Origin of the sequence: uncultured Algoriphagus sp. (genome assembly GCF_963974835.1) — a bacterium.
Taxonomy (GTDB): domain Bacteria; phylum Bacteroidota; class Bacteroidia; order Cytophagales; family Cyclobacteriaceae; genus Algoriphagus.
Window position 1 is genome coordinate 1,095,440 of sequence record NZ_CAXBET010000001.1, and the last position, 16,176, is coordinate 1,111,615.

A 16,176-nucleotide genomic window follows, 5' to 3' on the forward strand; every position below is an offset into this window, starting at 1 on the left:
GTATTTGAGCATGAATAAGAATTTGATCCTTATTGGTCTTATTGTATCATTCGTATTTACCACTTCCTGTTCCAAATCTGCTAAGAATGAAACAAATCAGGAAGTGGTAAGTACTCAAGAAATCCCTTCCTATGAAGGTGATAATACTGCGACATCTGTTGATTGGGCTGGCACTTACAAAGGAACTGTACCGTGTGCTAGCTGTGAGGGAATTGAAACCGTGCTGACGTTAAATATGGACAGCACCTATAAACTGACCACTCATTATTTTGGTAGGAATGATGCACTCGAAGAGGAAAATACTGGCTCATTTACATGGGACGAAACGGGATCTATTATAACCTTGGAGAAAGTAAGTGATGGTCCTACTCAATATAAGGTGGGAGAGGATCGCATATGGCAACTCGATATGAAAGGCAACATGATTACCGGAGAACTTGCTGATCATTACATTTTGACTAAGAAATAATCTTATTTAAAACGCACTATTTTTCCATGAGCCTTTGAAGTCATCTCCTTAGGGATAGCATCACTTATTTCTTTAAATAACAACTCAACGAGTTTTTGTTTGAGAAAACTGCGGTTCAAAATAATACTCACTTCCCGGGTAGGGGGTACTCCCTCAAAAGGCCTAAGCCTGGTCCTTTCCTCATCGGATAATTCTAAAGTTGCCAATTCTGGCAAAAGAGTTACTCCTTTATATCGATTAACCATATTTTTGAGACCTTCCAGAGACCCACTTTCGTAATGGAAATTCTTTGGGCCACTCAGGCTTTGATCGCACAAGTTAATCACTTGATCCCTGAAACAATGCCCTTGTTGCAATACCCAAAATTCTTCCTTAAGAACTTTCTCGGGATGAAAAGTTTCTTCTTTCAAAAGAGGATGTTCCTTGGACAAGTAGGCAAAAAACTTCTCATAAAACATCGGCTTTTCCACTATTCCAGATTCGTGCAACGGCGTGACAATAATACCCAGGTCCAGCTCATCATTTTTAAGCTTTTTCACCACATCCTCTGTTACCATTTCCTGCACTTCCAGCTTCACATGAGGATATTTCTCCAGAAATTTCCTGATAAAAAGATGAAGTAAATATGGAGCAAGTGTGGGTATGATCCCTAGCTTAATTACACCTGATATATCCCCTTTCATATCAGCAACTAATTCAAAAATACCCTTGCTTTCAGAAACGACCTTCTTGGCTTGCTTGATTATTTGCACACCCATTTCAGTAGGGATCACAGGCATTTTGCTTCTATCAAAAAGTATCACTCCCAGATCTCTTTCCAGTTTGCTGAGCTGAGCACTAAGCGTAGGTTGGGTCACAAAACAGCTCTCAGCGGCATGACCGAAGTGACGGTGCTTGTCTACAGCTATCAGATACTCTAATTGTTGGATTGTCATAGGTAGGAATGCTTTGACTTAAAAGTAAAAATATTGAGAAAGAGTTTCTTTATAAAGTTCAGGTTCCGCCGACCTTAAATAAAAAGGCTTACGATAATTTTTCAATCACTCAGAAAATCAGTATTTTATTCTACTAACTTTAAGTAACCCAATAATAACCTCAATCCCAGTTTAAATGAGCAAATCAAATTTTTCGAGAAGAAAGTTTCTTGGTACTTCTGTCCTAAGTGCCGTAGGTCTTAGCGCACTTCCCGGCTTAAGTTTTGGACAAAATGAAACAGCAATAGTCGATAGCTCAAAGGTACGGCTTGGATTCATAGGCGTAGGGCGGCAAGCTATGGGATTGCTAAGAAACATGATGAATAATCCTCTGGTAGATGTAGTTGCTGGAGCAGATGTTTATCAAATTAAACTTGATAGATTCAAAGAGCGCGTGGCAAAGCATTACAAGGATGTAAAAAGAGAAGCTCCTGCACTAAAGGTTTATGCTGATTACAAGGAGTTACTTGGGAATCCCGACGTAGATGCAGTAGTAATAGCCTCCCCAGATCACTGGCATGCGATGATGGCAATCGATTCCTGTATTGCCAATAAGGATATTTATCTGGAAAAGCCACTGACTTTTACGATTCATGAAGGCAAAGAACTCGTCAAGGCTGTGCGCTCAAAAGGGACCGTGCTGGCAGTAGGAAGTATGCAGCGCTCTGCGGCAAATTTCCAACATGCTTCGCGAATGGCACAAAAAGGTATGCTTGGGGAGATTAAACAAGTACTGGTAAATGTTGGAACGCCACCTCATCCCAAACCTTATGATTTACCTCCTCAACCAATTCCGGCGGGATTAGACTGGGAAAGCTGGACAGGACCTCTGCCGGATATTCACTACAACGAAGAATTAGATCCGCCAATTACCTTGAATCCTGAGGAAAATGAAAAAGTATGGGGAGCTTGGAGATGGTACAAGGAAACGGGCGGCGGATTGATGACCGATTGGGGAGCGCACATGATTGACATCGCTCAATGGGGGCTTGGGATGGATCGGAATGGTCCGGTGGAAATCATCCCCGGCGATGAGTCTACCCCCTTGACCTATAAGTATGCAGATGGAGTAGAAATGCTAATCACCACTTTTGACGAAGGAAAGCAAGGGGTGAAATTCATTGGAGATAAGGGATGGATCAAAGTTTCCCGAGGAGAATACGATACTAATGTGCCAGCTTGTGAGAGGAAATTCTCCAAAGAAGGATTGGGATATCAAGCTCATCATATTGACTTTATTCACTCTGTAATCACACGAAAAGATCCTATAGTACCTGTGGAAATCGGTCATAGCTCCTGTACAGCATGTACTCTTGGAAATATAGCTCACGATTTAGGGAGACCGTTAAAGTGGGATCCTATCGCACAAGTATTTAAAGATGATTGGGAAGCAAATACCAAGCTTCATTACACTTATCAGCATGGATATTCATTGAATGCCTAGTATACTTAATAATTCCTGTAACCCAAAATACCTATGAACTCTAAATTGAAATTTGTTTTACTGTGTGAGGTCCTTCTGGGGGCAACTTTTTTGTTGAATCAATGTACAAGCAAACCTGACAGTAGTGAAGAAATTGCTACAGATGTCGCTCCGGAATCAGTATTTGTGGCTAATCCGATCTTAGTAGAGGAAAAGCCTGTTGAGAAATTGGCAATTGGAGATGCTGCCCCTCCCTTCAATCTTCCCGGGATCGATGGCAGCTTTCACAAGCTAGAGGACTATTCAGATGCAGATGTTCTGGTGGTAAATTTTACCTGTAATCATTGTCCCACGGCTCAGGCTTACGAGGATAGATTTATTGATGTAATAGACTCGTATAAAGATAAAAATGTTGCGTTTGTGGCCATTTCAAGCAATAGCCCAATAGGTATTTTGCCAGAAGAACTTGGCTATACTGATCTTAGCGACACTTTCGAAGAAATGAAAATTCGAGCTAAGGATAAATCCTTCAATTTCCCATATCTATATGATGGTGATACTCATGAATTCTCGCTGGCTTATGGTCCAACAGCCACGCCTCATGTTTTTGTTTTTGATAACGAAAGAAAACTTGCTTACTCAGGAAGAATAGATGCTTCGGAAAAGCCAGGCACCGCAAATGCTGAAGACCTCCGAAGAGCCATAGATATGACTTTGCAGGGAAAAGCTCTTCCCAAAGAGGAAGCTCAAACTCCAGCTTTCGGCTGCTCGATGAAGTGGGCTTGGAAAAATGAATACACAATTAAAACCAATAAAGCCTGGAAAGAAAAGGAAGTGAATATCGAAAAACTATCTCCGAATGGACTAGCTGATCTTCTTAAAAATAACACAGACGAATTGCTGCTGGTTAATTTCTGGGCCACATGGTGTGGACCATGCATTATTGAATATCCTGAATTTGTTACCATTCAGCGCATGTTTGGGGAGCGGGATTTTCAGTTTGTCTCTGTGAGTATGGATAGTCCTGAACAGTCAGATAGGGCGCTGAAATTTTTGAAAGGAAAGTCTTCTGCGCTTCCGAATTACATCATGGATACCGAAGATAAATACAAGGTGATCGATGTAGTAGGAAATGAATGGGATGGAAGCCTGCCTATTACTTTATTGATAGAGCCCGGTGGAAATATAAGTTATCGAGTTTCAGGATCAATTGATGCAAGTCAGCTCAAAAGGCAAATTGTAGATAATCCATTGATTGGTAGATATTTTTAAATCTGTGTATGGGATTTATACTGTGTACTGTTAAATTGTATAAAATCTTAATTAGACTCAATTGCATCAAATTCATCAACTTTCGCTCTCATTATATTCAAGCTCAAGGTTACTAATTCAACTCATTCAAACTTCTTTGAACGAATTGAATTTAACTTATCCCCAATTTTTGGTTCTGTCAGTACTCTGGGATGAAGATGGATTACAGGTTAATGAAATCGGAAAGCGTTTATATTTAGATTCCGGGACTTTGACTCCGTTGCTTAAAAAGCTGGAGGCTATGAATTATGTGAAAAGGCAACGTGGAACAGTAGATGAAAGAACGGTATACGTTGAATTGACTTATCCTGGAAAATCTCTTCAGTCAAAAGTTCAGGATGTGATTACTCCAATCGACGAGAAGTTTATTGAATCTTTAAAAATAAAAGCTCCTGACCTAAACCATTCCCTATCTCAGTTGTTAGAAAGCATTGAAATGCTAAAAAAGGATCTAACAAAATGAAGAAATTAAATATAGATTATACAGCAGTCGCTGTAAATACTGGTGGAAGAAAGGGTCACGTAAAAACGGATGATGGAATTTTGGATTTTGACGTTGCTATGCCAAAGGAAATAGGTGGTGAAGGAGGGAAAACTAATCCAGAACAGCTTTTTGCGGCCGGTTATGCAGCATGTTTCGGTGGTGCTTTGGGAGCTGTGGCAGGTAAAACTAGTTTACGTGATTCCGAAATTACAGCTAAAGTTCACCTAGGTAATTATGGTCCTGGAGATTTCGGTTTGGCTGTGGATATTTTTGTAAAAATACCTAACGCAGATTCTTTGGAAGCAGCCCAAAAACTTGTTGAGGCAGCGCATGAAGTTTGTCCCTATTCCAAAGCAACTCGGGGAAATATAGAAGTTAATGTGAAGGCGATTTCTTAATTAAAAATGACTTCTGACTGATTAAGAAACTCCAGTCATAAGTCATTTTTTTATTATCGAATACTTTGTGACTGCGCAATTTCGACTACTGCCAACACTTCCATATTTAATTTCTCTGCCTTTAATTTATCAGCTTCTGCTCCCGAGAGATCGTCAAGCTCTTTTTTGTATTTGGCCCTCATGGTGTAGTAAACAGGTTCATAAGGATACTTTTTGATTGCATCATCGTAAGTTCGTACTGATTTTTCGATCTTGCCTTTCTCCTCAAACTTTTTAGCTACAGAGTGATAATCTACTGGTGAGGCGTTGTAGTAAATCCTATAACTGAAAATTAGTAAGTATTCACGGTCGATGGGTTCACCATGCACTTTTGTGGGAGACCAATTGCTCGTCAGGCTTTTAATACTTTCCTCAGCCTGTTTTGAGAGTTTTTCTGAAATCCGCTCTTTTGCTTCGTATGAAACTAATTTTCCGGTATGATCAATTGTAATTAAATAAACGACATCGCCTTCTGTTCCATTGATAGCAGCTTCTTTAGGATAAGTTAAATTCTGCCCCAGTATAGTGATTAAATCGCCATTTGAATAGGTCGCTTTTACAAAATCAGATTCTGTACCTGGGTTGAAAGTCGTTTGGGCAAATGAAAAAGAAGAAACTAAAAAGAAAAATGAAATAAAAAGAGTCCGAAGCATTATAGATGTTTTAGATTAAAATTTAACCAACCTAATACATTACGCTTTCCTTAAATGTTATGTTTAGTTAAATGCTTAAAATATTCTCACAATGCCTTTTTTATAACCGCTGAAGTGGGTGCACTTTAATAATAATTAAAACTTGTCAGCTCTGAAATTGGCTTTGCGACCTGTAAATAGATAAATTCTTTATAGCCTTTCTGGCTAATAACTTCATTCAAAATAGGCATTTCAGCCTGAAAAGGATAATTTTGAGCCCTTTACCAAATAATCCCCAGATATATGGCAGTTAATGATTTTATCCGTGAAAATAAAGATCGCTTTCTTAATGAATTGTTGGATTTGCTCCGTATTCCGTCTGTAAGTGCTGACCCTAAATTTAAAGATGATGTCTTTGCTGCGGCTAATTTTGTAAAGGAAAGTTTGGAAAAAGCAGGTGCTGATGTAGTGGAAATCTGTCAGACTAAAGGTTACCCGATTGTTTACGGAGAGAAAATTATTGATCCTGCATTGCAGACAGTTTTGGTCTATGGACATTACGATGTGCAGCCAGCTGATCCCTATGAGCTTTGGGATTCACCTCCTTTCGAGCCAGTGATTAAGAAGACAAAGATCCATCCCGAAGGAGCAATTTTCGCCCGTGGATCAGCGGATGACAAAGGCCAATTTTACATGTATGTGAAAGCTTTTGAGGCGATGATGGCTTCTGGAGATTTGCCTTGCAATGTCAAATTTATGATCGAAGGAGAAGAGGAAGTCGGGTCTGACAACTTGGATAAATTCGTCATTGAAAATAAAGAGAAGCTGAAAGCAGACGTCATTTTGATTTCTGATACGCATATGATTTCCATGCAAGATCCTTCCATCACGGTTGGTCTTCGCGGTATGGCTTACATGGAAGTGGAAGTAACTGGATCCAATCGAGACCTTCACTCAGGTACATATGGAGGTGCCGTTGCCAACCCGATCAACGTACTTTGTGACATGATTTCTTCCATGCAGGATGAGAATAAGCACATTACGATTCCTGGGTTCTACGATAAGGTGCAAGAGTTGACGGCTGGGCAAAGGGAACGCTTAAACGAAGCTCCGTTTGATCTGAATGAGTACAAAGAAAAATTGGACATTGATGATGTTCATGGGGAAAAAGGATACACAACTATCGAGCGGGTTGGTATTCGTCCTACGCTGGATGTAAATGGAATCTGGGGTGGATATATTGGTGAAGGAGCCAAAACCGTTTTGCCGTCAAAAGCGCATGCGAAAATCTCTATGCGTCTCGTACCTGATCAGGACTGGAGAGAAATCGCTGAGTTATTCGAAAATCACTTCAAATCTATCGCTCCAAAATCAGTAAAAGTAAAAGTGAAAGCTCATCATGGCGGTTCACCTGCGGTAGTTTCCGATTCATCTGTTGGTTACAAAGCTGCAGAAGCTGCAATGGAAGAGACTTTTGGGAAAAGACCAATTCCGACTCGCGAAGGTGGATCTATTCCTATCGTTGCGTTGTTCCAAAAGGAATTAGGTTCTGATCCGATTCTGTTTGGTTTTGGCCTTGATACAGATGCATTGCATTCACCTAATGAGCACTACGGTGTAAATAATTACTTTATTGGTATAGAAACTATCGCGGCATTCTTCCGTCAATTTAGAAAGCTAAGCGACCACTAATATTTGGCTTAATGCTTTATCTTGTAGTTCTATAATTCTCTCACCTCAATTTCCTTGTCCATCAGGTTGGAAGACCGAAGACGGATGACCGAAGTCTCGAATTTGCTAGAGTTAGCCATTTTAGAAGACGAGTTTGTCCTAAGTAAAATAAATGAGGTGACTCAAAAAAGTAAATTGCTAATCAATCATTCTTTCATGACTAAAGCCAAAGGGAAATCAGGAAAACTACTGCTACTGGCACTGCTTTTCTTCAGTTTCTACGCTCAAGCACAGATTATTGCTCCGCCAAAATGGACGATTTCAATCGAACCAAAAAGTCTGGTTCAAGGTGAAGAGGCTACATTGGTATTTGAAGCACAGATTCCAATTGGCTGGTATATTTATGCCAATGACTTTGATCCGAAATTAGGTCCAATTTTAGCGACTTTGAAGCCGGATAATTCTGAAGAATATGCTTTGACAGGAGATTTTACTGCCATTAATTCCAAGACAAAGTACGAGGATATCTGGGAAGGTGATGTAAAGTATTTTATAGGGAAAGGGAGGTTTGAGCAATTATTTATTCCTAAAACTACCTCAGGAAAAATTACCGGAACGCTGGCATATCAGATGTGTTCTGATGTCACTGGTCAGTGTGTTAATTATGATCTTGATATAGAGACGGAATTCGAGGCAAGTGAGCCTGCTATTGCCTCAACACCTTCAGAAAGTACTTTTCCAGCAATAGATACAGTTTCTTCTTCTGATTCTGAGACAGAAGATTCTCCTTTTGGTATCCAGGAAAATCAGGTTGATGAGCCGGCTGCCAATTCTTCTCAATCTATTGAGGTCGTTCAAGTTCAAGAGAGCGAATCGCTAGTAGGTTTTATGGTCTTGGCTTTCCTTGCTGGACTTGCAGCTTTACTAACACCTTGTGTGTTCCCAATGATTCCTATGACGGTAAGTTTCTTCACTGGCCGTGCTGGAAGCAAAGCAACAGGAATAAGAAATGCTATCATTTATGGCTTTTCGATTATTGCTATTTATACCATCGCTGGAACTGCCGTAGCTGCTATTCAAGGTCCTGAATTTGCCAATTGGCTCGCAACACATTGGCTTCCGAATCTCTTTTTCTTCGGGATTTTTATCTTTTTCGCCTTGGCTTTTCTTGGGATGTTCGAGATTACTTTGCCTTCAGGATTTGTAAATAAAGTAGATGAAAAGGCTGAAAAAGGTGGTTTAACAGGCATTTTCTTTATGGCATTCACACTCGTGTTAGTGTCGTTTTCATGTACAGGACCTATAGTTGGGTCCATTTTAATCTCTTCAGCTGGTGGGGAATTGCTAAAGCCAATCTTGGGAATGTTTGCCTTCTCCTTAGCCTTTGCAATTCCATTTACGCTGTTTGCTATTTTTCCTGAGTGGATGAATCGCTTGCCGAAGTCCGGTGGATGGTTGAATTCTGTGAAGGTGGTTTTGGGATTTCTAGAACTCGCTTTAGCTTTCAAATTCCTTTCTATTGCAGATCTGGTATATCACTGGGGGATTCTTGACCGTGATATTTTCCTGATTATTTGGATTGTGATTTTCTCTGGATTGGGACTTTATCTTTTGGGTAAAATTCGCCTTCCACACGATTCACCTATGGAGACCATAGGGGTTCCAAGACTACTTTTGGCCTTGGCAACTTTCATGTTTGTGCTTTACATGATTCCAGGTCTTTTTGGAGCGCCGCTGAAATACCTAAGCGGTTACCTTCCTCCTATGTCCACCCAGCAGTTTAAAATGACTGGAGGGCAAAGTATGGTTGAGGCAGGGGAGAATATCCTGGGTGAACCAGTAAAATATGCCGATATCCCGCTGGAAATACCTCTAGGCATTCAGGGGTATTTTGATTATGAGCAAGCAATGAGAGCTGCAAAAAAGGCAAATAAGCCACTTCTCATTGACTTCACTGGGCATGGATGCGTGAACTGCCGAAAGATGGAGGAAAACGTCTGGGTAGATCCGCAGGTTTTGAAGAGGCTGAAAGAAGATTTTGTCATGGTGGCACTCTATATCGATGAGCGTTTGGAGCTTCCTGAAAGCGATTGGTACACCTCAGAATATGACGGAAAAGTCAAGAAAACTTTGGGCAAACAAAACGCAGATTTCCAGATTACCCACTTTCAAAACAATGCCCAACCTTACTATGTGATCCTAGATCATAGTGAAAATCTCCTCGCTCAGCCTAAGGGATATGAAACCGATATTCAGGAATTTGTTGAGTTTTTAGACGGAGCGAAAGAGAAGTTTAAGCAAGCGAATTAATCTTGCTTCATTTTATAAGTCAGCAATCTAGGATTCACAATTAACTGCACCCAACCCCAGTTATTGGTGTTTTCTGAACTTGTTCCGCCTTTCACAGCACTCATACTTTCCGTGGCAAATAGCTGAGAGTAACCCACATTCATTTTCACATATTTTCCCAGCGAGTTACTATAAACCAAGTCAAGCTCTGTGCCCAGATTTTGTGATAAATCGTCTGCCATTTCACCGTTGGCAAAAAACACATGGGCATTCAGACCCAAAGTGGATTTCTCGCCGGTTGGTAAGGCTATTTTTCCATAGACATCATTCAGTCCTACATTATTGGCATGATTTCCCACATAGAAATAATCCATGTATCCATTAAATTTATGGTTGGTACCATAAAGAGGGAAGAAGGATTTATTCTTTTCTTCGCCAGCCTGATCTGTACCACTCAATGACTCAACCCTCCCAATTAAAGTCACTTTTCCAGCTTTATATTTTGCCTCGACCATGTACTGGTACGCGCTCAGATCTGTGGAGGCATTTGCCTTTCCGGTTTGCAAATAAGCTGAACCCGTAATAGTGAGAGCTGAAAGCGGGAATGTAAAGTAAGTGCCTGTAGTCTGGCGGTAATAAAGTCCGTCTGTTTGAGGAACCGGATCGCTGCTGTACTTCTGAAAACCATTATTCATAAACATAAAACTAATCGATCCTTTGTCCCATGACTTAGTAAGGTGAGCCATTTGCATGGTTTTGTAGGAGAAAAACCCAGTAATGGTGTAGTCGCTTCCCAATGTTTTTTGATTCTCTTGATTGTAAGCAAAAGCTAAATCTAGCTTGAACTGATCTTTGGAATACTGAATCATTGCCGCATCATGAAATCTTCCCTGCATCGCCCAATCCACTCCGCCAAGAATCCGCTGATCATCATACGATAGCACTAGACGGCCTAACTTGATGGCCCAGTTGGGGGTAAAAGAATATCGAAGCCAAGCCTGAAAAAGGCCAAAAGAGTCATTACCATCTGCGACGCTGAGTTGCTGGGTGTCGCCCCAGGTACTTACGTCCTGTACACTTAAATAGAGGCTCAGCTTTTCGTCTTGAAAACCCAAATTGAGCCTAGATCGCTGTGTTACAAATGCGGCTGCTTTGGCATCCGTTGGGAACAGACTTCCAAATCCGTGGCGATATTCAAATCGAGGACGTATATCCGCATCTAATGTGAATTCCTGAGCAAATACAATTTGATGTATGCTACGAAGGCAAGTATTAGCGTAAAAATCTTTTTCATAGTTCGAGTGTTAGTGGTTAAATCCCGAACCAAATATAAGTATAAATACTTATTAAATTCTAAATAAAATACGTATAAATACTAAGTATTTTTATTTTCTTTAATTTCTAAAATTTCTTTTCGAATTAGTATTCTTAGTACGACTGAATACCGATCACTGCCCACTATTCAACCTGTTTTTCAAAAGTCTTTTTCACAAACTTAGATTTAGGAGCTTCGCAAAGAGAGCAAAGGTAGGTCTCGGGTAAATCCTCAAATGCAGTCAATGGAGCTATATTCTGTACCAAATCTCCATATGCTGGATCATAAACTGTGAGACAATCCGAGCATTGATAAGCTTCAGTTTTTATAGTCTCCTTTGGAGTAGCAAGTTTTTTGGAACCCTCTGGCTTTTTTCCTAACTGGTCGAAGTACATCTTACTTAGCTCGATCAAAAGTCCCGGCAATTCTACCTTATCCACTTCCTGTACGTAGACGATGTATTGCTGTGTATTTGGATCAAAGTTTTTAGCGTAGAGCAAATTGTAAGTATTTCGGATTTTGATCCCTTCCAAACCTGCTGGCGGTTGATTCTTCTCTATAATGATGGAAGTGAAATAATATGCTTTTCTGGTGTAATCAGTGATTCCAAAAGTAAGTCCGTAAGTACTGATGTCGCGCTTGTCAAAGTTGTCAACAAGATATTTTTTGAGTTTGAGTGCGGATTTGTTGTTGACAGGAAGGTGCCAATTCAGTTCAAGCATGGAGTGACGCACATTGATACCATAACGACCCAAAAGCCTTTCCCATTCGATTTTTGAATTTTCCGGAATTCCCTTGATGACAATAGATTTCCAAGGCGTAATGGATATTTTTCCGATTTTACTATCTGCACATAGATCGCAAAGTACCTTCAAAAAGTCGATGTAATATTTATTATTTCTCCAATACAGCCCCAGCCAATAGCGATCATTGCCAACCCGATTAATTCCTTCATAGTAGGGGAATGGATAAAACGGTACCTCCAATGGGCTATCGACCGTGCGATTGTTCGAGTCTACAGCTTCATTGACCAACTCAAATACAAAGTACACATCAGCCGGCTCCTCTTTCAAAGTATCCTCAATTGCTGCGGCTACTTTTGCTATATCCCAACTGTAAATAAGGGCCGGATACATCATGGTGTCTTCCCATTCAGGCAAGCGAACATATAAATACCAGTAATCTTCATGCTCCGAAGCCACGAAGTTCAAGTGTCCCGTGAACAGCGGGACCAAGCGTTGCTTTGGATCAGTAATGTTGATTTTGAGATTTGGCTGGACTCTAAATTGCTCCAGAATATACAGGTAGCGATCGCTGGTAAGCCAGGGGGTATTTGGGAAAATATCTGAGGAAACATAGGAAGAGACGATGTTTTCTTCTCCGATTTTCTCAGGAGAAACCAGCTGAAATTTGCCTTGGGTATCAATTTCCAGAGAATCGTCATTCTTAATGAAAAGAATATCCTGACGTGAGCCCAGAGAAATAGTGTCCAAACCCGCGCTTTCCGCCATTTCCAAAATCTGCTTTAATTCAGCGGGCGATAGTACTCCGCCTCTCACTACTACCCTTGAGAAAGTCTGTTTCATACAAGTACTTTTGATTGTTGAAGAATCTCCCTTACCTCCGTTTTGCAGCTACCACAACCCAAACCTGCGCCAGTTTGCTGACATAGTGCAGTAAAATCCGTGCATCCTCCTGCAATAGCTTCCTGGATATTTCCCTCACCCACCCGGCTACAGCTACACACTAGTTTGCCGATCACAGGTCGAGTCTCCGAAGAGCCCATCAGCAGGGATTTTCGTTTTTCAGAAAGCTCAATTTTGTTTTCGATTAATGATTTGAATTCAGCAAATTCATTTTTGTCTCCCATCAGCACAGCGCCAATAAGCAAATCATCTTTGACTATGCACTTCTTGTAATAACGACGACTGATATCAGTGAAAATAATTTCCTCGTAGCTGTCATCATTTTCAGGTATGCTGATGTCTCCTATGCTGCAGAGCTCAAGATCCTTAAATTTCAGAATATTCATCAGCACAGATCCATTATAAATACTGCTTACATCTCCGACAATGTAATTGGCTAAAACCATGGCTTGCTCCTCAGCGGCAGAGGTGATGCCAAACAGCTGATTATTGAATTCCGCGATTTCGCCTATGGCAAATATGTTTGGATAATTAGTCTGTAAATGCTGATTTACTTTGATGCCACGGCCGCACAAAATACCATTGTCACGGGCAATTTTAATATTGGGCTGGGTGCCTATGGCATATACAACTGCATTAGCATAAATGATTTTACCACTTTTCAGCGTGATAGAAAGTGATTTGTGATCTTCATCATCGAAGACGGTACTTACTTCATTGTCAAAATACACATGTATGCCCCGCTCCTGAACATCCAGAGAAAGAAGTTTACTGGATACTTCGTCCAGCTGCCGCTCCATTAGCCTCGAGGCTCGCTGAATAATGGTGACCTTTACTCGGTTATGCTGCAATGCTGCGGCAAGTTCTAGTCCTAGTAATCCACCTCCAATAATCACGACATGCTGATTTTCAGGCGGTAATTTTGTGGAGTCTAAGTAGTCTTTAAATCGATCTGCATCGACTTTGCTACGCATGGTAAAACGTCCTGGAAGGTCTAATTGGGCATCTTTTGGAATGAAAGCCCGACTTCCTGTTGCTAAAATCAATTTATCGAATGGATAATCCTGTCCTTCGTCGTCGATCACGACTTGCTTTTCCGGATCAATTTTCTCTATGGAAAGCCCCGTGTGAAGATTGATTTTTAATTTTTTCAGCTCATGCTCCTTAATCTTTTGTAGCTGCTCCCAAGTCAGTTCTTCAGTTACATATTCGGGCAAAAGTACCCGGTTGTAGAATGGATGGGGTTCCTTAGAAAAAACATGAATCTGGTCTGAATCATTATGCTCTCGGTAATTTTGGATAAAGCGGAAAGCTGCCGCTCCGGCGCCCACAACTACGATTTTTTCCACAGCTTTTCTGTACCTGGAAACTGAAACGGTGGTGAACTTGAAATCTGGTTCTTTGGATTGCGGATCGACCACAGTCTTTGTCAGGTTGTTTGCTCGATTGAGATCACTTTGCAATTGTTTACCCCAGTGCATCGGCAGAAAAACGACGCCTTCGCGAATGCTTTTGGAAAGCTTAGCCTTCACTCTCACCACTCCGTTTTTGCTTTTTACCTCAACTACATCTCCGTCTTTCACCTTTTCCAAGTAAGCATCGATCGGGTTAATTTCCAGCACTGGACTAGGGTAATGCGTACGAAGACGGGAGACTTTTCCCGTTTTGGTCATCGTATGCCATTGATCACGGACACGGCCAGTAGTGAGAATTAATGGGTATTCCTTGCTTGGTTTTTCTGAAGTATTTGCGATCTTAGCAGGGATATTAAAGATCGCTTTTTGAGTCGGTGTATAGAATTTATTATCTGCAAATAGTCGTGCGGTTCCTGTGTGTCTGTATTCTGGAACAGGCCATTGAAAGGTTCCTTCATTTTTCAACCGATCGTAATTCAGGAAAGAAATATCGATGTTCGTTCCTTTGGTCATAGCACAATATTCCTCGTAGATTTCCTCTGTATTGTTGAAATTAAAACCTCTGAACCCCATTCTTTTGGCAAAATCGCAGAGAATTTCTACATCTGGTTTTGCTTCTCCAGGAGGATTAATTCCTTTATTCAGATAAGAAATTCTACGCTCAGAATTTGTCATTGTGCCTTCTTTCTCCAGCCATCCTGCAGCAGGCAGAACCAAATCTGCGTATTCCACCGTGTCAGCTTTATGAGAAATATCCTGAACGACGACAAACTTTGCGTTTTTCAATGCCTTCTCGATTTTCTTCGAATTCGGCAAACTCACCATAGGGTTGGTGCAGATGATCCAAACAGCTTTCATCTCTCCACTTTCCAATGCATCAAACATCTCAGTGGCAGATAAACCAGGTTCTGAAGATATCTCATTTACTCCCCAGAAATCTGCTACTTCCTGCCGATGGATTGGATTATTGAGTTCTTTGTGAACAGCTAGCAAACTGGCCATTCCACCTACTTCACGCCCTCCCATGGCATTTGGCTGACCAGTCAGGGAAAAAGGACCATTGCCAGGTTTTCCTATTCTACCGGTTACTAGAGATAGGTTCAGCAAAGAAAAGTTCTTGTCGGTACCTATGGCACTTTGGTTCAAGCCCATCGCCCACATACTGATAAACCCTCGGGATTCGCCGATGATCTCGGCTACTTTTTTAATATCGTCAATAGAAATTCCGCAGAGTTTGGATGCTTCTCTAAGCGAAGTCGCCATTACTTGCTTGCGGTACTTCTGGTAGTTTTCAGTGTTATTTTCTATGAATTCCTTGTCAGCTAACCCGATATCGATAATCCTTTTGCCAATAGCGTTGTATAATATTATGTCAGTCCCAGGGATAATTTGCAGATGAATATCTGCGAAAGTAGCAGAGTCTGTTTTTCTGGGATCTACCACGATAATTTTTACATTCGGATTTTTCTCCTTGTGCTTTTCCAGTCTACGGAAAAGGATAGGATGACACCAGGCGGGATTTGCGCCAGCAATCAAAAAAGCATCTGCAAGTTCTATGTCTTCGTAGGAAATTGGAACTGAGTCTTCTCCGAAAGTTTTCTTATAGGCAACTACCGCCGAGCTCATGCAAAGGCGACTGTTTGTATCGATGTTATTTGTTCCCAAAAAGCCTTTTGTAAGCTTATTGGCGATGTAATATTCTTCTGTAAGGCATTGTCCTGAAATATAAAAGCCAACACTGTTTGGTCCGTATTTCTGGATCAAGGACTTGAAAACACCTGCAGCTCTGTCCAGTCCGTCATCCCAGCTCACCCGCTCCCGAGGATGAGATCTGCTCCAACGCATCTCAGGATATAAAATTCTATCCGAAGTGTCGTTTACCACGTAGTGCAGATTGCGGCCTTTGGAGCAAAGCATGCCTTGGTTCACGGGATGATCCTGATCACCTTCGACCTGAACTTTGTTTTGAGCATCTACCTCTGCAACTATTCCGCAGCCAACGCCGCAGTAAGAACAAGTGGTTTTGATTTTTTTATCTGGGATCACTACTCAATAGTTACTGTTGGAAATAGATTAAGAACAAAATAGCTCATCCGCAAGACAAATGGTC

Annotated in this window: 12 protein-coding genes; 7 read left to right on the forward strand and 5 right to left on the reverse strand. The window is 41.0% G+C overall.

Going from position 1 to position 16,176, the window contains the following annotated elements:
- Positions 1-10: 10 nt before the first annotated feature.
- On the forward strand, positions 11-469 hold the full coding sequence (locus AACZ73_RS04835; RefSeq protein WP_339875894.1) for a copper resistance protein NlpE: 459 nt from the start codon (positions 11-13) through the stop codon (positions 467-469).
- Between the two features lie 2 nt (positions 470-471).
- Here AACZ73_RS04835 and AACZ73_RS04840 read toward each other — a convergent pair whose 3' ends face one another.
- Positions 472-1,404 (reverse strand): hydrogen peroxide-inducible genes activator, encoded by a 933-nt coding sequence (locus AACZ73_RS04840; RefSeq protein WP_339875896.1) that lies wholly within the window; start codon positions 1,402-1,404, stop codon positions 472-474.
- Between the two features lie 175 nt (positions 1,405-1,579).
- On the opposite strand from AACZ73_RS04840, the gene AACZ73_RS04845 reads away from it, so the two are divergent.
- The 4 genes from AACZ73_RS04845 (at position 1,580) to AACZ73_RS04860 (ending at position 5,059) form a co-directional block, all read left to right on the forward strand.
- Complete coding sequence (locus AACZ73_RS04845) at positions 1,580-2,887, forward strand: Gfo/Idh/MocA family oxidoreductase (protein WP_339875897.1); 1,308 nt, start codon at positions 1,580-1,582, stop codon at positions 2,885-2,887.
- A 33-nt stretch (positions 2,888-2,920) separates the two neighbouring features.
- Entirely contained in the window at positions 2,921-4,138 is a 1,218-nt protein-coding gene (locus AACZ73_RS04850; protein WP_339875899.1) for a redoxin domain-containing protein, read from the forward strand.
- A 145-nt stretch (positions 4,139-4,283) separates the two neighbouring features.
- Positions 4,284-4,640 carry a MarR family transcriptional regulator gene (locus tag AACZ73_RS04855; RefSeq protein WP_339876347.1) on the forward strand — a complete coding sequence of 119 codons (357 nt, stop codon included), beginning with the start codon at positions 4,284-4,286 and terminating at the stop codon, positions 4,638-4,640.
- Positions 4,637-5,059: an organic hydroperoxide resistance protein gene (locus tag AACZ73_RS04860; RefSeq protein ID WP_339875900.1), complete on the forward strand. Its 423-nt coding sequence runs from the start codon at positions 4,637-4,639 to the stop codon at positions 5,057-5,059. The genes AACZ73_RS04855 and AACZ73_RS04860 overlap by 4 nt, the downstream gene beginning before the upstream one ends.
- Positions 5,060-5,112: 53 nt before the next feature.
- On the opposite strand, the gene AACZ73_RS04865 is transcribed toward AACZ73_RS04860, so the two are convergent.
- On the reverse strand, positions 5,113-5,751 hold the full coding sequence (locus AACZ73_RS04865) for an energy transducer TonB (protein WP_339875901.1): 639 nt from the start codon (positions 5,749-5,751) through the stop codon (positions 5,113-5,115).
- 282 nt (positions 5,752-6,033) lie between these two features.
- Here AACZ73_RS04865 and AACZ73_RS04870 point away from each other — a divergent pair, with 282 nt between their 5' ends.
- Together AACZ73_RS04870 and AACZ73_RS04875 are read left to right on the forward strand one after the other, a co-directional pair.
- A complete protein-coding gene (locus AACZ73_RS04870; RefSeq protein WP_339875903.1) occupies positions 6,034-7,422 on the forward strand; it encodes a dipeptidase in 1,389 nt (462 codons plus the stop codon).
- Between the two features lie 195 nt (positions 7,423-7,617).
- Positions 7,618-9,711 (forward strand): cytochrome c biogenesis protein CcdA, encoded by a 2,094-nt coding sequence (locus AACZ73_RS04875; RefSeq protein ID WP_339875905.1) that lies wholly within the window; start codon positions 7,618-7,620, stop codon positions 9,709-9,711.
- On the opposite strand, the gene AACZ73_RS04880 is transcribed toward AACZ73_RS04875, so the two are convergent.
- The 3 genes from AACZ73_RS04880 to AACZ73_RS04890 form a co-directional block, all read right to left on the reverse strand.
- Positions 9,708-10,805 carry a hypothetical protein gene (locus tag AACZ73_RS04880; protein WP_339875907.1) on the reverse strand — a complete coding sequence of 366 codons (1,098 nt, stop codon included), beginning with the start codon at positions 10,803-10,805 and terminating at the stop codon, positions 9,708-9,710. The genes AACZ73_RS04875 and AACZ73_RS04880 overlap by 4 nt on opposite strands.
- Before the next feature lie 343 nt (positions 10,806-11,148).
- Entirely contained in the window at positions 11,149-12,591 is a 1,443-nt protein-coding gene (locus AACZ73_RS04885; protein ID WP_339875909.1) for a rubredoxin, read from the reverse strand.
- Positions 12,588-16,112 (reverse strand): molybdopterin-dependent oxidoreductase, encoded by a 3,525-nt coding sequence (locus AACZ73_RS04890; RefSeq protein WP_339875910.1) that lies wholly within the window; start codon positions 16,110-16,112, stop codon positions 12,588-12,590. The genes AACZ73_RS04885 and AACZ73_RS04890 overlap by 4 nt, the downstream gene beginning before the upstream one ends.
- Positions 16,113-16,176 lie beyond the last annotated feature (64 nt).